This is a genomic window from Actinoplanes sp. NPDC048967 (assembly GCF_040649415.1).
GTDB lineage: Bacteria > Actinomycetota > Actinomycetes > Mycobacteriales > Micromonosporaceae > Actinoplanes.
Genome location: NZ_JBEZFL010000001.1, coordinates 885029 through 903083, shown reverse-complemented (window position 1 = coordinate 903083; position 18055 = coordinate 885029). Strand labels below are relative to the sequence as shown.

The window sequence follows — 18055 nt, the reverse complement described above, 5'->3', positions numbered from 1 at the left end:
CGTGGCCACCGTTCTGTTGCTCCGCCACGGGCGGACCACCGCCAACGCCACCGGTGAGCTCGCCGGCCGGCTGCCGGTCGAGCTCGACGAGGCCGGCCGGGGCCAGGCCCAGCGGGTCGGTGAGCGGCTGCGCAAGCTGCCGCTCGCCGCCGTGGTGACCAGCCCGCTGATCCGCTGCCGGCAGACCCTGGAGCTGGCCCTGCCGGACGTCGTGCCGGAGGTCGACGAGGGCCTGATCGAGTGCGGCTACGGCGACTGGGAGGGCCGCCCGCTCAAGGAGCTCACCGGCGAGCCGCTCTGGCCGGTCGTCCAGCAGCACCCCAGCGCGGCCGTGTTCCCCAACGGCGAGGCGATGGCGGCCATGTCGGCCCGCGCGGTCGCGACCATCCGCCGCTGGGACGCCCGGGTCACCGCCACGCACGGCCCGGAGGCGCTGTGGCTGGCGTGCAGCCACGGCGATGTGATCAAGGCCATCGTGGCCGACGCGATGGGCCTGCACCTCGACGAGTTCCAGCGCCTGGTGGCCGATCCGGCCTCGGTGAGCGTGATCCGCTACACCCCGACCCGCCCGTTCCTGGTGCGGCTCAACGACACTGCGGATCTCTCGGCGCTGATCCCGCCGAAGCCCGCGGAGGGCGCGCTGCCGGAGTCCGACGCGGCCGTGGGCGGTGGCGCGGGCGGCGGAGCATGAGCACGTTCGGTAACCGTCGTGTTACCACAGCGTGTGCGCGCTTTGCGCCCTCGGCGAACCCCGCCGGTGGGCTGAGCACTCGCGCGCGCGGGCGGATAGGGTCGAACCCATGACCCACCAGGTGCATGCCTTCGAGCCGCCCGAGCGGTTCGTCGCCGGGACGGTGGGCGAGCCGGGGGACCGGACATTCTTCCTCCAGGCCCGCGGTGGCGGCCGGGTGGTCAGCGTGGCGCTGGAGAAGGTCCAGGTGTCGCTGCTCGCCGAAAAGCTGGAGGAGCTGCTCACCGAGGCCAGCCGGCGGTTCGGCGTCGACCTGCCCGAGGCCCCCGTGCTCGCGATCAACGACAACGAGCCGCTGGACACCCCGGTCGACGAGGAGTTCCGCGTCGGCACGCTCGGTCTCGCCTTCGACGTCGACACCACCACGGTCGTCATCGAGGCGATCGAGGCCGGCGAGGGCGACGCGGAGGTCGAGCTCGACGAGGACGACGAGGACTCCGACGACGACCCGATCGCCGACGACGAGGACGACGAGCCCGACGACGACCTCGACCGGCTGCGCGTCCGGCTGACCCCCGAGGCGACCCGCGCGTTCATCGACCGCGCCCGGCGCGTGGTCGCGGCGGGCCGCCCGCCGTGCCCGCTCTGCGGCCAGCCGCTGGATCCGGCCGGCCACCTCTGCCCCCGGCACAACGGCTATCACCGGTGACGACGGAGCCGGCCAGCGTGCTCGCGGAGGACGACGCCCTCGAGCTGCTCGCCCGCGGCGAGATGGAGCTCGAGGGCCGGCTCGTCGACGCCTCGAACACCACCCTGCGCGCCGAGATCACCCTCGACGGGCTGACCCGCCGCTGCGTCTACAAGCCGGTGCAGGGCGAGCGCCCGCTATGGGACTTCCCGGACGGCACCCTCGCCGGACGTGAGGTGTCGGCGTTCCTGGTCTCGCAGGCCACCGGCTGGGGGCTGGTGCCGCCGACGATCCTGCGGGACGGGCCGCTCGGCCCCGGCGCCTGCCAGCTCTGGATCGACGAGCCGGCGGACGCCGAGTCGCTGATCGGCTTCGTCCCGGCGTACGACGTGCCCGCGGGCTGGTTCGCGGTCGCCTCGGCCCGCGACGAGGACGGCGACGCGTACGCGCTGGCCCACGCCGACGACCCGCGACTGTCCCGCCTGGCCGTGCTGGACGCGGTGATCAACAACGCCGACCGCAAGGGCGGCCACGTGCTGTACGCCCCGGACGGCCGCATCCACGGCGTCGACCACGGCGTCTGCTTCCACGTGGAGAACAAACTCCGCACCGTGCTGTGGGGCTGGACGGGCAAGCCGATCCCGGCCGACTCCGTCGAGGTCCTGACCAGGCTGGGCGAGCAGCTCAACGGCGCGCTGGGTGCGGCCCTCGAGGAGCACCTGACCCTGACCGAGGTCCAGCACGCCCGGCTGCGCGTACGCCGGCTGTTGCGCGCCGCCCGCTTTCCGAAGCCCCCGCAGGACTGGCCGGCCGTGCCCTGGCCGCCGGTCTGAGGCTTTACTCACGCCGGGCGGATTTCTGTCGGTGGCGCTGGATAGGCTCCTGACCATGGACGCATGGACCGGGCACGAGGTGCCGAAGCTGCCGGGGACCGCGACGCCGCCGGCGCTGTACGACTCGGCCCGCCGGTCGGTGCAGCCCACCACCCCCGGCGACGCCGCCACGATGTACGTCTGCGGCATCACGCCCTACGACGCGACCCACCTCGGTCACGCGGCCACGATGATCACCTTCGACCTGGTTCAGCGGGCCTGGCGCGACGCCGGCCTCGACGTGCGTTACGTGCAGAACGTCACCGACATCGACGACCCGCTGCTGGAGCGGGCCGCCCGCGACGGTGAGGACTGGGTGGTCCTGGCGATGCGCGAGACGGCCCTGTTCCGCGAGGACATGGAAGCACTGCGGATGATCCCGCCGGCGCACTACGTCGGCGCGGTCGAGTCCATCCCGGCGATCGCGGCGCACGTGCGCGAGCTGCTCGACTCCGGCGCGGCCTACCGCCTGGACGACGGCACCGGCGACGTCTACTTCACGATCGAGGCGGCCCCGCACTTCGGCTACGAGTCCAACCTGTCCCGCGAGGAGATGCTGGTGCTCTCGGCCGAGCGCGGCGGCGACCCGGAACGCCCCGGCAAGCGCGACCCGCTCGACCCGTTGCTGTGGCGCGGTGCCCGCGACGGCGAGCCGGCCTGGGACGGCGGCGACCTCGGCCCCGGCCGCCCCGGCTGGCACATCGAGTGCGCCACCATCGCCCTCGGCCTGCTCGGCGACACGATCGACGTCCAGGGCGGCGGCAACGACCTGCTCTACCCGCACCACGAATGCTCGGCCGCGCACGCCGAACGCCTCACCGGCACGGCACCGTTCGCCCGGCACTACGTGCACGCCGGCATGATCGGCCTGAACGGCGAGAAGATGTCGAAGTCCAAGGGCAACCTGGTCTTCGTCTCCCGCCTGCGCGCCGACGGCGTGGACCCGATGGCGGTCCGGGTGGGCTTGCTCGCCGAGCACTACCGCAGCGACCGCCAGTGGACCGACGACGTCCTCAAGGCAGGTCAGCAGCGCCTGGCCCGCTGGCGCGAGGCCGCGACGGTCCAGGCCGGTCCGTCGGGCGAGGGGTTGCTGGCCGCGGTCCGCGAGGCCCTGCACAACGATCTCGACACGCCGGCGGCCCTGGCCCTGGTCGACGCCTGGTCCGAGGCCGCGGTGTCCGGCGCGGGCGATGACGCGCAGGCCCCGGCACTGATGGCCCGGACGGTCGACGCACTCCTCGGCATCCGCCTCTGAGCGCGACAGTGCGGAAGCTCGCCCGCTCCGTGGCGACCGCGGAACGGGTCTCCTCGGGGGGTGACCGTCTTCCTCGGTCGTCTCTACGGCCCTGCGCACACCGATGTGTTCGATCTGCGGCAGGGCGTCGCCCTGGGGTGGCGTGAGCTGGGCGGTATGACGCAGTCCGGGGAGCTGCTCACGCTCCTGCGAGCCGAGCTGCCTTCGTTGCGCGAGCGGGTCAGCGCGTCAGGGCTGCCTGGTTCCGCAGTGGCGGTCGCGGCACTGGACGTCATCGGCGCCTTGACGGACGACCCTGAGCGCCTCGCCCCGCTCACCGCTCATGCGCTGCGGGTGGCGGCAGAGCTGGATCGGGCATCCGTGCCCGCGCCGCGAGGGCATGAGCAATCGATGGCCTACCGCAACGGCACGAAGGCCCTGGGACAGTCCTAGAGATCGAGCACGACCGGCCCGCGCGGACGCGAGGAGCAGATCAGCACGTCCCCGTCGGCCGGCGGATCGACCGGTTCGGTGGTGTAGGCGACCTCCCCGGCCAGCAGCCCCGTCTCACACGTGTGGCAGACCCCGGACCGGCACGACCACCGCACCGGCACGTCGCAGGCCTCAGCGAGCTCCAGCAGGCTGTCCCGCCCCTCGGCCCAGGGCACGGTCAGCCCGCTGCGCGCGAAAGACACCGCCGGCCCGTCCCCCGCCTGGCCTGCCGGAGGGTGCGGGGCCCGGGTGGCCACCGCGCTGATCCCGGGCGTGATCCCCGGCCCGGCCCCGAAGACCTCCGTGCTGACCCGGTCGGCTGCCACCCCCGCCTGCACCAGCGCCGCGGTCACATCGGTGAGGAAACCGGCCGGGCCACACAGGTAGGCGTCGGCGTCCACCGGCACGCCGAGCGCACGAAGGGCGTCGAGCGACAACCGGCCCGCGGTGTCGTAGTCGCGGCCCAGGTGGTCCAGCGCGGCGCGGGGACGACTGAAGAAGACGTGGGACCGGGCGTGGGGGAGAACCGCGAGCAACTCGGCCGTCTCGGTCGCGAACGGCCGGTCCGCGCCGTCCCGGGCGGCCTGCAGCCACCAGACCTCCCGCTCGGACCGCTGCGCCGCGAGCGCGTACAGCATGGCCAGCATCGGTGTCGCCCCCACGCCCCCGCTGATCAGCAGCACCGGCGTCGACGCCGGCCGCAGCACGAACGTCCCCCGCGGCGCGGCCACGTCGATCAGGTCACCGGGGTGGACCCGGGCATGCAGATAGGCACTGGCCACGCCGTGCGGCTCCTGCTTGACGCTGATCCGGTAGCCGCTGCCGTCAGGTGGCCCGGACAGTGAATAGCTGCGGACCACCGGCGGCTGCTCGTCGTCCGGTCGCAGCCGTACGGTCAGGAACTGTCCGGGCAGCGGGGCCGGGACCGGCTGCCCGTCCGGGTCCGCCAGCCGTACCGAAGCGATCGTGCTGCTCTCCGGCTCGACCGCCGTCACCCGCAGCGGCCGGAATCCGGCCCAGGCCGGCGGCGGCGCGACAGCGACGAGCCCGGCGTTGCCGGTCGTCGCCGCGGGCCGGCTCACCATCGCCCGGAAGGAGCCCTGCCAGCCGGGGCTGAGCGCGGGAATGCGCAGCGCCCGCTCGATCCGGTCGGCGGGGTGGCCGGGCAGGTACAGCAGACCGTCCACTTCGGCCACGGTCATCCGTTCCGGGCCGTCGGCGACCTTGAGGATCTCGTCGCCGGCCCGGATGTCTCCCTCCCGCAGCACCCGGAAGTAGAAGCCCGGCCGGTGGTGCTGCACGAGCAGCGCCGGCATCCGGGGGTCGTCCAGCCGGATCCCGACCCGGTAGCAGGTGACCCGCGGCTGGGTCACCTCGAACAGTGCCGTACCGATCCGATAGCGGTCACCGATGCACACCTCGTCGTCGGGCAGCCCGGCAACGGTGAGGTTCTCGCCGAACTGGCCGTAGCCGAAGTCGTCGCGGCCGAGCAGCCGCTGCCAATACCGGTACGACTCCAGCTGGTACACGAAGACAGCGCGATTCTCACCGCCGTGCCCACCGAGGTCACCCTGGCCGTCGCCGTCGATGTTCAACCGGCGCACCGTGGCCGCGCCGCCGACCGGCTGTTTCCAGATGCCGGTGTGGACCGTCCGTCCCTGCCAGAGCACGTCCTTGGGCAGACCGACGTTGACCGAGTGCAGCATCGCCACCCCGCCATCCTCCACCCGTCCCGCCCGGCAGGGAACAACAACGGACCGCGAGAATGGCGCCATGACCTCAGCGAAGCGGGGCGCCGCCTACTTCGACCAGTGGTACGCCGACATGGCCGCCTCGCCGGTCCGCGACGCCATCATCGCCCGCGCCCTGCGGCTGCCGCCGGGCCTCCACCTCACCGGCGTCCTCCCGGGCCCGGCCGTGACCACGCTGACCGAGGAGCTGGGCCTGTCCGAGGGCGGCCTGCTGCTCGACATCGCCTGTGGCCGCGGCGGCTACGGCATCGAGGTCGCCCACCGCACCGGCAGCCGCCTGATCGGAGTCGACTTCTCCGCCGAGGCGCTCAGGCAGGCGACGTCGCTGAGCACCCGGCGTCTGCCCACCGGCCGAGCCGAGTTCCGGCTCGGGACTCTGGTCGCCACCGGCCTTCCCGCGGCCGCAGCGGACGGGCTGATGTGCGTGGACGCGGTGCAGTTCGCCGAACCGCCGCCGGCCGCCCTGATCGAGTTCCGGCGACTCCTGAGGTCCGGCGGCCGGCTGGCCCTGACCTGCTGGGAGGCGGCCGACCCGGCCGATCGGCGGGTGCCCGCCCGGATCCAGGCCGTCGACCTGCGGCGCGACCTGCCCCGGGCCGGCTTCGTCGACGTGCGGGTGCGCGAGCAGCGCGACTGGCGCGAGGCCGAGCGCACGCTGTGGCAGGAGGCCGTCGCGGCGGACGGCACCGACCCGGCGGTGCGGTCGCTTCAGGAAGAGGGCCGCCGTTCGCTGGACACCTTCGACTCGCTGCGCCGTGTCCTCGCCACCGCCACCGCGCCGTGACCGGTCACCCTTGGCCGGCCCGGACCAGGCCGGACTCGTACGCGTAGACCACCGCCCGCACCCGGTCCCGCAGCCCGAGCTTCATCAGCACCCGCGCCACATGGGTCTTGACCGTGGCCTCGCCCACCCCCAGCTCCGCCGAGATCTCCGCGTTGGACATCCCCCGGGCCAGCAGCCGCAACACGTCCACCTCGCGCGGGGTCAGCTTGTCCAGTTCGGGTGCCGGCGCCGGCCCGGGACGCCCCGCGAACGCCGAGATCACCCGTGTGGTGACGGCCGGGTCGAGCAGTGCCTCACCGCCGGCCACCACCCGGATCGCGGTGATCAGGTGCTCCGGGGAGGACACCTTGAGCAGGAAGCCGCTCGCCCCGGCCTGCAGCGCCCGGTACAGGTTCTCGTCCGTGTCGAAGGTGGTCAGCACGATGATCCGGGGCGGGTGCGGTGCCGCCAGCAGGGTCCGGGTGGCGCTGAGCCCGTCCTGGCGGGGCATCGCGATGTCCATCAGCACGACGTCCGGGCGCAGGCGCCGCACCACGCTGACCGCCTCGGTGCCGTCGCTGGCCTCGCCCACCACGGTCAGATCCGGCTCGGTCTCGATGACCATGCGCAGCCCGGCCCGCAGCATCCGCTGGTCGTCCGCGATCACGACGGTGATGCTCATCGGCTCACCCGCGCCGGCACCGGCAGCCGCGCCCGTACCGAGAAGCCGCCCTCGGGGCGCGGCCCGGCCGTCAGCTCGCCGCCGAACAGCGTCACCCGCTCGCGCATCCCGATCAGCCCCTGACCCCCGCCCGACGGGGAGTGCGCCGCCTTGCCGTCGTCCTCCACCGTCAGGTGCAGCCCGTCCGTCCCGAAGTCGACCGTGACCGTCGCGCTCGCGGCGCCGGCGTGTTTGAGCACGTTGGTGAGGGCCTCCTGGACGATCCGGTACGCGGACAGATCCACCGCCGGCGGCAGCGTCACCGTCTCGCCCCCGCGCCGCACGCTGACCGCCAGCCCGGCCTCGCGTACCTGGGCCACCAGCTCGTCGAGCCGGTCCAGCCCGGCCGGCGGTGCCGTCTCGGCGGCGTCGCCGCGCAGCAGTCCCAGGGTGCGGCGCAGCTCGCCGACCGCCTCGCGCCCGGACACCTCGATACTCCGCAGCAGTTGCGGGTCGACGTCGAGCCCGGCGTCGAGGCGGCGCCGCACCACCCCGGCCTGGATGACCATGACGGTGACGCTGTGCGCCACCATGTCGTGCAGCTCGCGGGCGATCCGGACCCGTTCCTCCATGACCGCCTCGCGGGCCTGCTGTTCACGGATCGACGCGCGGACCGCGGCTGTGTCGGCCACCCGCCGGTTCTGCCACGCGACCGCCACACCGAGCGCGTAGGGCGCCAGGCTGAAGAAGAACGCGGCCATCGGGTCCGTGCGGTCGTTCTCCCAGTAGACGACGCCGGTCAGGAGAACGAAGAGCCCGGCGGCCGCGGCGCGCAGCCGGGTCCGGCGGTCCGCGTCCGGCGCCGGGAAGATCTGCCCGGCCGTGTACGCCGCGATGATCATCGCCACCAGCTGCCACAGCCGGTAGCTGACCGGCGAGTCGTCGTAGAACACCGAGCTCGCGCTGACACTGCTGGCCGCCATCGCGAGCACCGGCACCAGCCGCCGCAGCAGCACCAGAGCGGCGAACAGGGTCAGCGCGTACGGCCACCACGCGCCCGGCATCCGGACGACGTACTCCTCGACGAGGGCGAATACCGTGAAGGCCGCGGCCAGGGCGAGATCGAGCGGCCGCAGCCGCCCGGCGAGCGTCCGGAACACCCCCTGACCGTACGGGCTGAGCCCCGTCCCGGAGACCGCCTCGAGGCGGATACGCCGTCCACCTCACGGGGGACGCGCGGTCCCTCCCGGTACGGGCGACGCCGGCCCTCGCCGTTCGTAACGTCTGCCGCCGACAACCGGTGAGGACAAGGAGATTCACGATGTGGCGCAAAGCTGCCGCCGTCAGTCTGGTGACGGCGCCGATTCTGCTGGCGGTGGCGACCGCCGTCGACCCGGCTCTCGGTGCCGACCAGGGCTACGGCGTCTACCGCCAGCACCCGGCGGCGACGCAGTGGCATTCCCTGCTGCTGCACTGGGCCTGGGTGCTGTTCGTGCCCGGGCTGCTGGGCCTGCTCGCCCCGATCCGGCGCCGGGGCGCGGTCCTGGCCCGGATCGGCTGGGTCACGGTGGTGCTCGGCCTGGCCACCTTCTCGGCGCTGATGGCGTTCGACTTCTTCCTGCTCGCGCTGGAGCAGACTCTGCCGGACGCGCAGGTCGCCGCGGTGGACACCCGGTTCCAGGAGCAGTGGCCGACGGTGGCCGGCTGGCAGTGGCCCGGGCTGGTCGGCTGGGCGTTGTCCCTGCTGCTGGTGCCGATCGCCGCCGCCCGGGCACGGGTGATCAACTGGTGGACCGCGGCGGCCGCGCTGGTGGGTACGGCGCTGTACTTCGCGTTCGCCATCTCGCCCGTACCGGTGAATCTGCTCGGCCCGGTGGTGCTGATCGGCGCGTACGCGGCGGCGGCCCGGCAGTTGCTGCGGCCGCGGCCGGCGGCCGCCGAGCCGGACTCCTTCGGTGCCTCCCGCCGCCGCGTGAGCTTCGCCTGCCTGTACGCCGCGCCGGTGTTCTTCGGCGCCGGCCTGGCCACGGCCCCGGCCGGTGACTTCGTCGCGCGGCCCGGGCAGACCCAGGTCAGCGCGTTGCTGCTGCACCTGGGCTGGCTGCTGTTCGTCCCGGCGATGCTGGTCGTGGCGTCCCGCGGCCGGCGCTTCACCCGGGTCGCGGCCGGGATCACCGTGCTGGCCCTGCTCAACTTCAGCGCCCTCATGGTGGGTGACACCGCGGATCTGTCGGCGCGGCAGGTGCTCGGTGCGGGCCCGGCCGACCGGGTGGCCGACGCGCTCGGCGGCCTGTCGTTCTTCACCTTCGGCTGGGCGCTCCCGGGCATGGTGCTGAGCCTGCTCGGTCTCATGGCGGTGCCGATCGGCGCGGCGGTGGACCGGCTGACCCGGTGGTGGGTGGCGGTCCTCGCGGTCGCCGGGGTGGTGATGTTCCTCGTCGTGCCCCTGGGTCCGGCCGGGGTGACCGGGCCGCTGCTGCTGCTCGTCGCGTTCGGCCTGCTCGGCCGCGATCTGCGCCGGGCGCCCGATGCCGCCGCCGAGCCGGTCCCGGTGGTCGCCGCCGCGGCGTGAGGGCCGCCCGGCAGCCGAGGGGCTGCCGGGCGGCACCGGTCACGCGGCGTTCAGCGCCGGGTAGTCGGTGTAGCCCTCGTGGTCGCCGCCGTACGCCTTGCCGTAGTCCGGGGTGTTGAACGGCCCACCGGCGGCCAGCCGCTCCGGCAGGTCCGGGTTGGCCAGGAACAGCGCCCCGTACGAGATCAGGTCCGCGTCGCCGTTCTCGATCTGCTTGAGCGCCTCGGGCCCGGTCCAGGCCCCCGGGGTGTACGGGTTGAGGATCAGCGTCCCGTTCCAGCGCGCCCGCAGCACCGGCGTGAACTCGGTGTCCGGCCCCTCCGCCAGGTGCAGGTACGCCAGCCCCAGCGGCGCCAGCGCGTCGACGAGGGCCAGGTACGTCTCGCGGTGGTCGTCCTCGGCGATGTCGTTGAACGGGTTGGCGGGGGAGACGCGCAGCCCCAGCCGGTCCGCGCCGATCGCCGCCGCGACAGCCTCGGCCACCTCGACCGTGAGCCGGATCCGGCCCTCGACGGTGCCGCCCCAGTCGTCGTCGCGCCGGTTGGCGTTGGTGGACAGGAACTGGTGCAGCAGGTAGCCGTTGGCGCCGTGCAGCTCCACCCCGTCGAAGCCGGCCTCGATGGCATTGCGGGCCGAGGCGGTGAAGTCGGCGATCGTCGCGGCGATGCCGTCGGCATCCAGCGGCTCGGGCTCGACGAAGTCCCGCGGGCCCTCGGCGGTGTAGACCTGGCCGGCCGCCGCGACGGGGGAGGCGCCGACGGGGGTGGCGCCGTGCAGGGTCGGGTGCCCGATCCGGCCGGTGTGCATGAGCTGGGCGAAGATCAGGCCGCCGCGCTCGTGCACCGCCGCGGTGATCGGTCGCCACGCGGCCACCTGCTCGGGCGTGTGCAGGCCGGGGGTGTTCATGTACCCCTGTCCGACCGGCGAGGGCTGGGTGCCCTCGGTGATGATCAGGCCCGCGCCCGCGCGCTGGGCGTAGTACGTGGCCATGAGCTCGGTGGGGGTCGCGCCCGGCCCGTACGCCCGGCTGCGGGTCATCGGGGCCATCACCACCCGGTTGCGCGTCGTGTACCGGCCGAGCGGGGCCTCGTCGAATGCGCTGATCATGACTATCTCCTGTCCTGGACAGCTAATTTGCTGTCTAGGACAGGTAAACGCGGCGCCGCCGCGTTTATTGCCGGGCCGACGGGTGATCAGGGACACAGCTCCGCCGGTCTACGCTGAGCTGCATGGATGAGCGATCGGGGGCCCCGAGTGCCGCCGCGGGCGGGCCGATCAGCCACACCATCTTCCGGCTGGCCCGCATCCACTCGCAGCTGGCCGGCCGGCTGCTGCGCGAGGCGGGCCTGCACGCCAGTCAGGAGCTGATGCTGATGGTGCTCTGGGACGCCGGTCCGCAGCGGCAGACCGACCTCGGTGCCGAGCTCGGCATGGACTCGGCCGGCACCACGCGCGTCGTGCACCGCCTGGAGCAGGCCGGCTTCGTCCGCCGCCGGCCCGACCCGGGCGACCGCCGGGCCACGCTGGTCGAGGTCACCGCGGCCGGGGAGTCCCTGCGGACGCAGGTCGAGCGCATGTGGACGCAGCTGGAGGAGCTCACCGTGGCCGGCCTGTCGCCGGCCGAGCAGCAGGTGGCGCTGGACACGCTGTTGCGGCTGGAGCGCAACGTGCTGGAGACCGTGCCCGGCAGCCGCGCCGGTCCGGCGGCGGCCAGGCGCAGCGTCACGCGAGAGTGAGGCCCGGGTCCGGATCCGGCTCGGGTACCGGCGCCGGGATGCGGTATTCCTCGGTGAGCGTGGTCATCGGCCCCGGCCAGGTCGCCTGGGCCACCTCGATCGGCTTGCGGGTCTCGTCGAACGCCACGTGCAGCAGGTGCAGCACCGGGGTGTCCGGGCGGATCTGCAGGATCTCCGCCTCCTCGCGGCTGGGCTGCCGGGCGCTGATGGTGTCGGTCGCCGACGCGTAGCGCCGCCCGATCGCCTCCTCGGCCTCCTGGTAGAGCGGCCGGCCGAACGCCTCGGCCCGTTCCAGTGACGTCCCGGTCGCGTCGGTCACCCGGAACCATGACGCGCCGACCTCGACGGTGGCGTCGTCGGCGCGGACGAGATGCCGCCGGACCAGCATCTCCGTACCGTCGCGGACCCCGAACGCGTCCGCCACCTCGGGCGGCGCGGCCTCGCGGCCGACGCCGGCCAGCTGCTGGCGGTAGCGGGCCGCCAGGTCGGCGTGGTAGCCGCGGTGGGCTCCGTAACGGCCGCGGGAGAGCCGGTTGAGCCGGCGCCGGGTCCCGCGCACGTATGTGCCGGAGCCCGGCTTGGTGATCAGGATGCCTTCGACGCGCAGCTGGTCGACGGTGCGTTGCACGGTCTGCTTGGCCACGCCGAACATCTCGGCCATGGCGGGGATCGAGGGGAGCCGCTCACCGGGCGCCCAGTCACCGCGGCGGATGCGTTCCCGCAGCTGGGCGGCGATCTGCCGGTGCGGGAACTCGGCGGCGCCGGGATTGATCGTCATGGCGGTACCTCCAGACCCTAGGTTCCTAGGATGACTCACGCAGCGTGTGCCACGGGACAGCGACACGCGGAAAACTCGATCGACCCCGGCGGCGCGGGCATCGAGCATGGTCAGCATGCTGAGCCCCGAGATCCTCGAGTACTACGAACGCGGCGGCGAGCGGCTGCGCCTGACCGCCGGCACCGGCCGCCTGGAGTTCCTGCGCACCTGGGACGTGTTGAGCAGGGTGCTGCCACCCGCGCCGGCCCGGATCGTCGACGTCGGCGGGGCCACCGGGGTCTACGCGCGCCCGCTGGCCGAGGCCGGTCACACCGTACGGGTGATTGATCCGGTCCCGGACCACGTGGCCGCCGCGGATGCTCTGCCCGGAGTGTCCGCTGTCCTGGGTGACGCACGGGCGCTGCCCGAGCCCGACGCCGGCGCCGACGCGGTGCTGCTCTTCGGCCCGCTCTACCACCTGCCCCGGCGCGCGGACCGGATTGCGGCCTGGCGCGAGGCGGCCCGCGTCGTGCGCCCGGGCGGGGTGGTCGTCGGCGCCGTGATCAGCCGTTTCGCGTCGCTGTTCGACGGCGTGGTCAAGGGCTACTACGCCGAGCCCGAGTTCGTGTCGATCGTGCGGGGGGCGCTGGACGACGGCGTGCACCGCAACGAGGGCGGGCAGTCGCGGTGGTTCACCAGCGCGTACTTCCACCGGCCCGAGGAGCCGGCCGCCGAGGCGTCCGAGGCCGGGCTCACCGGGACGCGCACGGTGGCGGTCGAGGGCCCGGTGTGGATGACCGGTCCGCGGCTGACGGAGTTCCTGGCCGACGAGCGGCTGACCGGCATCATGCTGGACATGCTGCGCCGGGTCGAGGACGAGCCGAGCCTGTTCGGCGCGAGCAGCCACCTGCTGACCATCGCCCGCCGGGCCGCCCCCTAAGCTGTCCCCCGTGGAGGCTCTGCGGTTGATTCTGCGCTATGCGCACCTGATCGGTTTCGCGCTGCTGCTCGGCGGGGCGATCGCCCAGTTCGTCTCGGCGAAGCTGCGCATCAACCCGGCGATGCTGTGGGGTTCGATCATCCAGGTCCTCACCGGCCTGGCGCTGTCGGCGCCGCTGCGCGGTGGCGGCGACGACGAGCCCGCCCCGGCGAAGCTGGCCGTGAAGCTGGTCCTCGCGATCCTGATCTTCATCATGGTCTTCGTGCCGCGCAAGCGCACCGAGGTCAACCGCGGGCACTTCATCGGCATCATCGCCCTGACGCTGATCAACGCCGCGGTCGCCACCTTCTGGCGTTAATCCCCGGCCGGCATCAGCTCTCCAGGACGGGTGTGAGTCCGTCCAGGAGGCGTTGCAGGCCGAACTCCATCAGCCGGTCGACGTCGAACTCGAGCGCCGGGTCCGTCACGGCCCGGTGCATCAGGGGATAGCGGCCGCTGCCGAGAATGTCGCCGAGCCGGTGTTGCTGGGTGTCCAGCCACTGCGCGTCGGTCAGCCCGGTCTCCTGCTCGGCCTGGGCCTCCTCCTCGATGTTGACGGCGGTGCCGCGGATGTAGTTCGCCACCGTGACCGCCGCCAGGAAGAGCACATCGGGGGCGAGGCCGTGCCCGTCGAGGGCACGCATCGTCCACTCCGTGTGGGCCATCGCGCGCGGGGCGAGCAGCGGCCGGGTGAACGAGACCGCCTGGGCCAGCCAGGGGTGGCGCCGGTACATCGACCACTGCAGCCGGGCCAGTGCCTCGACGCAGGTGCGCCAGCCGTGGGTGCCGGGGGAGAGCTCGGGCAGGGCGTCGGCGGCGAAGACCGTGTCCATCATGAACAGCAGCAGCTCCTCCTTGCCGGACACGTGCCGGTAGAGCGACATCGTCGGCATGCCCAGCTCACCGGCGAGGCGGCGCATGGAGAGCACGCCGAGGCCCTCCGCGTCGGCGATGGCGACGGCGGTGCGCACCACCCGCTCGCGATCCGGCGGCCCGGCGGTCCCGGCCCGGTCCGACTGCGTCGGCTTCGGCCCTGCCCGGCCCGGCCCTGCCTGGCCCGGCCCTGCCTGGCCCGGCCCTCCCTGGCTCGGCGGCGGGAGGCTCGGCTGAGGGTGGGCCGGGGTGGCGACGACTGTGCCGACGCCGGGCCGGGGCTGGACCAGGCCCTGCTCGCGCAGGGTCGCGATGACCTTGGTGGCGGTCGCCATGGCGATGCCGTGATCGGCGATCAGCTGCCGGGTGGACGGGACCCGGTCGCCGGGCGCGAGCTCACCGGCGGCGATCCGGGCGGCGATCCCGGCGGCGATCCGGCGGTACGGCGGTACGGCGCCCATCACCCCTCCTCTGCACTAGTGCGCTCCACCTTAGTGCACTAGTGAGCGCCGATGAATACGGGTGCTAGCACCACTTGAGGCCATGATAGTGCGCTCGTACGGTGTACCAAGACGCCCACAGGGAGGCCCGTGATGACCGACGCCGTACGCCTCGAGACGCTGTACAAGACCTATGACGACACCGGCACCGCCGTCACCGCGCTCGACGGTGTGACGGCCTCCTTCGGCGCGGGCACGTTCACCGCGGTGATGGGCCCGTCCGGTTCCGGCAAGAGCACCCTGCTGCAGTGCGCGGCGGGTCTGGACCGTCCCACCGCCGGCCGGGTGTTCCTGGCCGGCACCGAGTTGGCGGCCGGCAAGGACACCGCGATGACCAGGTTCCGGCGTACCCGGGTCGGTTTCGTGTTCCAGGACTACAACCTGCTGCCCGCGCTGACCGTCGAGCAGAACGTGCTGCTGCCGTCCCGGCTGGCCGGCCGCCGCGCCGACCATGCCCGGGCCCGTGCGGTGCTGGACCGCCTCGGCCCGCTGGACCGCCGTGACGACCTGCCCGAGCGGCTCTCCGGTGGACAGCGGCAGCGGGTGGCGATCGCCCGGGCGCTGATCGGGGAACCGGCTGTGATCTTCGCCGACGAGCCGACCGGCGCGTTGGACCTGCGCAGTGCCCGCGAGGTGCTGACCCTGCTGCGGGCGGCGGTGCACGAGCACGGCCGTACCGTCGTGATGGTCACCCACGATCCCGTCGCGGCCGCGTACGCGGACTCGGTGCTCTTCCTGGCCGACGGCCGGCTGGCCGGCTCGCTGAGCGCGCCCACCGCCGAGGCCGTCGCGGAACGCCTGGCCCACCTCGGGGATCTGGTCGGCGCCGGTGCGGAGGCCGTCGCATGATCGCCGTCGCCCTGCGTGGCCTGCGGCACCGCCCGGGCAATTTCGTGGCCACGTTCCTGTCGGCCTTCCTCGGTGCCACCCTGCTGATGACCTTCGCGGCCATGCTCGACACGGCCGCGGACGCCGACCCGGTGAGTGCCGAGTCCCTGTCCACGACCGCGATGGTGGCGGGCGGCTGGTGCCTGATCATCGTGATCTTCGCGGTCACCTCGACGCTCAGCCTCGCGGTGCGCCGCCGCGCGGAGCAGACTGCTCTGCTGCGCCGGCTCGGCGCCACCGGTCCGCAAGTGGGCCGGATGATCGTCGGCGAGGCCGCCGCGGTGGCGGTGCTGGCGTCGGCGGTGGCCGTACCGGTCGCTCTGGTTCTGGGCCGGCTGCTGCTCACCCTGATGCAGGACACCGGCCAGGTCGCCACCGCGGTCGGCTACGCGTTCGGGCCGGTCGCGCTGGGCGTGGGCTTCGGCGTCACGCTGCTGGGCTCGGTCGTCGCGGCGGTGGCGACGGTCCGGCGGACGGCCGGACCGGCCGGCGCCCGCCCCGAGCGCCCCCGCGCCCGCCGCATCGCCGGGGTGGTGTTCCTGCTGATCGCCACGAACTGCTCGGTGCTCACCGCGACCCTGATGGATGGCAAGGGCATCGACGCGATGCAGACGGCCGGCCAGGCCGGCATCTGGGCGTCGATCGGCTTGACCCTGTTCGCGCCGGAACTGCTGCGCCTGGTCACGGCGGTGCTGGCGGGCCCGGTGAGGCTGGCCGGCGGTGCGGCGGGAGAGCTGGCGGTCCTGGGGGTACGGCAGCGCACCCGCCGGCTCGCCGGCGCGGTGATGCCGGTGGCCCTGTTCACCGGTATCGCCACCGGCACGGTCTACATGCAGGGCATCGAGGACGACGCGGCGGCGGGCACGATCCAGCCCGCGTACGCCCGGGACATCCAGACCCTGAACTACGTCGTGGTCGGCATGATCACGGTGTTCGTGGCGGTCATGCTGGTCAACACCCTGATCGCCGCGACCACGCACCGGCGCCGCGAGTTCGCCCAGCAACGACTGGCCGGCTCCACGCGGGGTCAGCTGCTGGCCATGGTCGGGCTGGAGGGCCTGCTGGTGACGGCGACCGGGGTGCTGTCGGGCTCGGCGGCGTCACTGTTCACGATCCTGCCGTTCGGCGCGGCCCGGGCCGACCGGGTGTGGCCGGACGCGACGCCGGTCGCGTACGTGGTCATCGTGGCGGTGGCGGTCGCGTTGACCGGGCTGTCGCTGCTCGGCACGACCCGCCGTACCCTCCGGGGCCCGGCCGTCGCATCGATCAGGTCCTGAGCGTCAGTTTCCCGAACGGCCTCCGCCCATGGGCGGAGGCCGTTCTCCTGTCGTGACGGTTTCATTCTTCCGGGGGACAGCAATGCTCGCGCCGCGTCGGCCGGTGACGATCCCACGGGTGGGTTCGTTGTAGGGATCGCATGCAACTTGCAGTACATTCTGGCTGCGCCGTGACTATTGTCTTGCCGATGCGAAGACCGTGCGCAGACAAATTTCTCTCAAGCGTCAGGCGTTTGGGTGGCGACAAGGCGGGATGGCATGGAAACCGTAAGGCCTGAGCCGCCCACTGTCGCCCGGCGACGGGTGCGTCTGGCGCTGCGTGACGCTCGACTGGCTATCGGCATGCGTCAGACGAGTGTCGCCGACCAGCTCGGCTGGTCGGTGTCGAAGGTCCGGCGCATCGAGAGCGGCGACGTCGCGGTTTCCCTCACCGATCTGCGTGCGCTCCTGACCATCTACGGTGTGCGCGACCCGGTGCTGATCGAGCAGCTGACCGATGCGGCGGCGGTCTCACGCCGGCAGCGCTGGTCGATGCCCGCACAGTTTCGCACCCACTTGACGCCCGGTCTGGTGGAACTGCTGCAGTACGAGCGGGAGGCAACGGCGGTCCGGGCATATCAGCCGTTCCTCTTCCCCGGCGTGCTGCAGACCCCGGCGATGGCCGGCCATCTGCTCGGCTCGGTCGACGAGTCGCTGTCCGAGCAGGCTCGCAGAGTCCGCCTCGACGTCCGCATGATGAGGGCGAGGCAGATGACCGGGTCAACCGATGCACCGACGTATTCGGTCATGGTGGACGAGAGCGTCCTCAAGCGCGTGGTAGGCGGCCCCGAGGTGCTGGCCGACCAGCTCGACGCCGTCGTGATCGCCGCCCAGCGTCCCCATGTCCACCTGCGGATCGTCGGAACGTCCGCAGGCGCGAAGCTCGGCATGCTGGGCGCATTCACCGTGCTGGAACTGCACGGCGACGCGGACGACGCCGTCCTTTACCGCGAGACCGGCACCACCGACCGGATCGTGCAGGATTCCGCAATTGTCAGCTCCTACCGGAGCGACTTCGACAATGTCTGGCCGCGTTGTTACAGCGAAGAACAGTCATTACTGCTCCTGCGCACAGAAGCCATGGCACTGCGGGCGTCGATGATCCGCCGGCCATGACCGGGGATGAGAGGTCCCGCGTGTGCGCGACCGGTGATCGCGGCGGCCGGCGCAATTCGCCGTATCCGGCGGACAGCCTGGTCCTCAGCCGCGATCAGTGGACGGCCGTCATCGCGGGAGTCCAGACCGGGGAGTCCGCCCGGCCGCAACGATGAGTGCGAGGCCG

At 73.0% G+C, this 18055-nt stretch carries 19 protein-coding genes; 13 read left to right on the top strand and 6 right to left on the bottom strand.

All coding sequences use genetic code 11. The features are described from left to right. Nucleotide 1: 1 nt before the first annotated feature. The 5 genes from AB0C12_RS04255 (at nucleotide 2) to AB0C12_RS04235 (ending at nucleotide 3938) form a co-directional block, all read left to right on the top strand. Complete coding sequence (locus AB0C12_RS04255; RefSeq protein ID WP_360543983.1) at nucleotides 2–691, top strand: histidine phosphatase family protein; 690 nt, start codon at nucleotides 2–4, stop codon at nucleotides 689–691. Between the two features lie 109 nt (nucleotides 692–800). After that, nucleotides 801–1400 (top strand): DUF3090 domain-containing protein, encoded by a 600-nt coding sequence (locus AB0C12_RS04250; protein WP_360543981.1) that lies wholly within the window; start codon nucleotides 801–803, stop codon nucleotides 1398–1400. A gap of 17 nt (nucleotides 1401–1417) precedes the next feature. Next, a complete protein-coding gene (locus AB0C12_RS04245; RefSeq protein WP_360544930.1) occupies nucleotides 1418–2212 on the top strand; it encodes an SCO1664 family protein in 795 nt (264 codons plus the stop codon). A gap of 55 nt (nucleotides 2213–2267) precedes the next feature. Beyond that, nucleotides 2268–3506 carry a cysteine--1-D-myo-inosityl 2-amino-2-deoxy-alpha-D-glucopyranoside ligase gene (gene mshC / locus AB0C12_RS04240; RefSeq protein WP_360543980.1) on the top strand — a complete coding sequence of 413 codons (1239 nt, stop codon included), beginning with the start codon at nucleotides 2268–2270 and terminating at the stop codon, nucleotides 3504–3506. A 60-nt stretch (nucleotides 3507–3566) separates the two neighbouring features. Next, nucleotides 3567–3938, top strand: coding sequence for a hypothetical protein (locus AB0C12_RS04235; protein ID WP_360543978.1), 372 nt, complete (start codon nucleotides 3567–3569; stop codon nucleotides 3936–3938). Here the strand turns inward: AB0C12_RS04235 and AB0C12_RS04230 are convergent. Next, complete coding sequence (locus AB0C12_RS04230; protein ID WP_360544928.1) at nucleotides 3935–5683, bottom strand: MOSC and FAD-binding oxidoreductase domain-containing protein; 1749 nt, start codon at nucleotides 5681–5683, stop codon at nucleotides 3935–3937. The two genes, AB0C12_RS04235 and AB0C12_RS04230, sit on opposite strands and share 4 nt — an antisense overlap. Before the next feature lie 67 nt (nucleotides 5684–5750). Here AB0C12_RS04230 and AB0C12_RS04225 point away from each other — a divergent pair, with 67 nt between their 5' ends. Beyond that, nucleotides 5751–6512 (top strand): class I SAM-dependent methyltransferase, encoded by a 762-nt coding sequence (locus tag AB0C12_RS04225; protein ID WP_360543977.1) that lies wholly within the window; start codon nucleotides 5751–5753, stop codon nucleotides 6510–6512. Between the two features lie 4 nt (nucleotides 6513–6516). Here AB0C12_RS04225 and AB0C12_RS04220 read toward each other — a convergent pair whose 3' ends face one another. Continuing rightward, a complete protein-coding gene (locus AB0C12_RS04220) occupies nucleotides 6517–7173 on the bottom strand; it encodes a response regulator transcription factor (protein ID WP_360543975.1) in 657 nt (218 codons plus the stop codon). Continuing rightward, nucleotides 7170–8312: a sensor histidine kinase gene (locus tag AB0C12_RS04215; RefSeq protein ID WP_360543973.1), complete on the bottom strand. Its 1143-nt coding sequence runs from the start codon at nucleotides 8310–8312 to the stop codon at nucleotides 7170–7172. Before AB0C12_RS04215 ends, AB0C12_RS04220 begins: the two co-directional genes overlap by 4 nt. 161 nt (nucleotides 8313–8473) lie before the next feature. Here AB0C12_RS04215 and AB0C12_RS04210 point away from each other — a divergent pair, with 161 nt between their 5' ends. Next, nucleotides 8474–9724 (top strand): hypothetical protein, encoded by a 1251-nt coding sequence (locus tag AB0C12_RS04210; protein ID WP_360543971.1) that lies wholly within the window; start codon nucleotides 8474–8476, stop codon nucleotides 9722–9724. Between the two features lie 39 nt (nucleotides 9725–9763). Here the strand turns inward: AB0C12_RS04210 and AB0C12_RS04205 are convergent, their stop codons facing one another. After that, nucleotides 9764–10831, bottom strand: coding sequence for an alkene reductase (locus AB0C12_RS04205; protein WP_360543969.1), 1068 nt, complete (start codon nucleotides 10829–10831; stop codon nucleotides 9764–9766). Nucleotides 10832–10953: 122 nt separating this feature from the next. Here AB0C12_RS04205 and AB0C12_RS04200 point away from each other — a divergent pair, with 122 nt between their 5' ends. Beyond that, entirely contained in the window at nucleotides 10954–11460 is a 507-nt protein-coding gene (locus tag AB0C12_RS04200) for a MarR family winged helix-turn-helix transcriptional regulator (protein WP_360543967.1), read from the top strand. Here AB0C12_RS04200 and AB0C12_RS04195 read toward each other — a convergent pair. Continuing rightward, complete coding sequence (locus AB0C12_RS04195; RefSeq protein ID WP_360543965.1) at nucleotides 11447–12238, bottom strand: GntR family transcriptional regulator; 792 nt, start codon at nucleotides 12236–12238, stop codon at nucleotides 11447–11449. The genes AB0C12_RS04200 and AB0C12_RS04195 overlap by 14 nt on opposite strands. 115 nt (nucleotides 12239–12353) lie before the next feature. Between AB0C12_RS04195 and AB0C12_RS04190 the strand changes: the two genes are divergently transcribed. Further along, the gene (locus AB0C12_RS04190) at nucleotides 12354–13157 is read left to right on the top strand and encodes a class I SAM-dependent methyltransferase (protein ID WP_360543963.1); all 804 of its coding nucleotides are present in this window, start codon (nucleotides 12354–12356) and stop codon (nucleotides 13155–13157) included. 10 nt (nucleotides 13158–13167) lie between these two features. Then, nucleotides 13168–13515: a hypothetical protein gene (locus AB0C12_RS04185; protein ID WP_360543961.1), complete on the top strand. Its 348-nt coding sequence runs from the start codon at nucleotides 13168–13170 to the stop codon at nucleotides 13513–13515. A gap of 13 nt (nucleotides 13516–13528) precedes the next feature. Here AB0C12_RS04185 and AB0C12_RS04180 read toward each other — a convergent pair whose 3' ends face one another. Then, nucleotides 13529–14530, bottom strand: coding sequence for a TetR/AcrR family transcriptional regulator C-terminal domain-containing protein (locus AB0C12_RS04180; RefSeq protein ID WP_360543959.1), 1002 nt, complete (start codon nucleotides 14528–14530; stop codon nucleotides 13529–13531). Between the two features lie 132 nt (nucleotides 14531–14662). Between AB0C12_RS04180 and AB0C12_RS04175 the strand changes: the two genes are divergently transcribed. The 3 genes from AB0C12_RS04175 (at nucleotide 14663) to AB0C12_RS04165 (ending at nucleotide 17889) form a co-directional block, all read left to right on the top strand. Next, the gene (locus AB0C12_RS04175) at nucleotides 14663–15418 is read left to right on the top strand and encodes an ABC transporter ATP-binding protein (protein WP_360543957.1); all 756 of its coding nucleotides are present in this window, start codon (nucleotides 14663–14665) and stop codon (nucleotides 15416–15418) included. Beyond that, nucleotides 15415–16734 carry an FtsX-like permease family protein gene (locus AB0C12_RS04170; RefSeq protein WP_360543955.1) on the top strand — a complete coding sequence of 440 codons (1320 nt, stop codon included), beginning with the start codon at nucleotides 15415–15417 and terminating at the stop codon, nucleotides 16732–16734. The genes AB0C12_RS04175 and AB0C12_RS04170 overlap by 4 nt, the downstream gene beginning before the upstream one ends. A 303-nt stretch (nucleotides 16735–17037) precedes the next feature. Beyond that, the gene (locus AB0C12_RS04165; RefSeq protein WP_360543953.1) at nucleotides 17038–17889 is read left to right on the top strand and encodes a helix-turn-helix transcriptional regulator; all 852 of its coding nucleotides are present in this window, start codon (nucleotides 17038–17040) and stop codon (nucleotides 17887–17889) included. Nucleotides 17890–18055: the final 166 nt, after the last annotated feature.

What these genes read in the sequence shown, in the direction of transcription:
- AB0C12_RS04225 (WP_360543977.1), top strand. Translation starts at nt 5,751, where the DNA reads ATGACCTCAGCGAAGCGGGGCGCCGCCTACTTCGACCAGTGGTACGCC.
- AB0C12_RS04250 (WP_360543981.1), top strand. Translation starts at nt 801, where the DNA reads ATGACCCACCAGGTGCATGCCTTCGAGCCGCCCGAGCGGTTCGTCGCC.
- AB0C12_RS04220 (WP_360543975.1), bottom strand. Translation starts at nt 7,173, where the DNA reads ATGAGCATCACCGTCGTGATCGCGGACGACCAGCGGATGCTGCGGGCC.
- AB0C12_RS04170 (WP_360543955.1), top strand. Translation starts at nt 15,415, where the DNA reads ATGATCGCCGTCGCCCTGCGTGGCCTGCGGCACCGCCCGGGCAATTTC.
- AB0C12_RS04180 (WP_360543959.1), bottom strand. Translation starts at nt 14,530, where the DNA reads ATGGGCGCCGTACCGCCGTACCGCCGGATCGCCGCCGGGATCGCCGCC.
- AB0C12_RS04205 (WP_360543969.1), bottom strand. Translation starts at nt 10,831, where the DNA reads ATGATCAGCGCATTCGACGAGGCCCCGCTCGGCCGGTACACGACGCGC.
- AB0C12_RS04200 (WP_360543967.1), top strand. Translation starts at nt 10,954, where the DNA reads ATGGATGAGCGATCGGGGGCCCCGAGTGCCGCCGCGGGCGGGCCGATC.
- AB0C12_RS04195 (WP_360543965.1), bottom strand. Translation starts at nt 12,238, where the DNA reads ATGACGATCAATCCCGGCGCCGCCGAGTTCCCGCACCGGCAGATCGCC.
- AB0C12_RS04175 (WP_360543957.1), top strand. Translation starts at nt 14,663, where the DNA reads ATGACCGACGCCGTACGCCTCGAGACGCTGTACAAGACCTATGACGAC.
- AB0C12_RS04190 (WP_360543963.1), top strand. Translation starts at nt 12,354, where the DNA reads ATGCTGAGCCCCGAGATCCTCGAGTACTACGAACGCGGCGGCGAGCGG.
- mshC (WP_360543980.1), top strand. Translation starts at nt 2,268, where the DNA reads ATGGACGCATGGACCGGGCACGAGGTGCCGAAGCTGCCGGGGACCGCG.
- AB0C12_RS04230 (WP_360544928.1), bottom strand. Translation starts at nt 5,683, where the DNA reads ATGCTGCACTCGGTCAACGTCGGTCTGCCCAAGGACGTGCTCTGGCAG.
- AB0C12_RS04210 (WP_360543971.1), top strand. Translation starts at nt 8,474, where the DNA reads ATGTGGCGCAAAGCTGCCGCCGTCAGTCTGGTGACGGCGCCGATTCTG.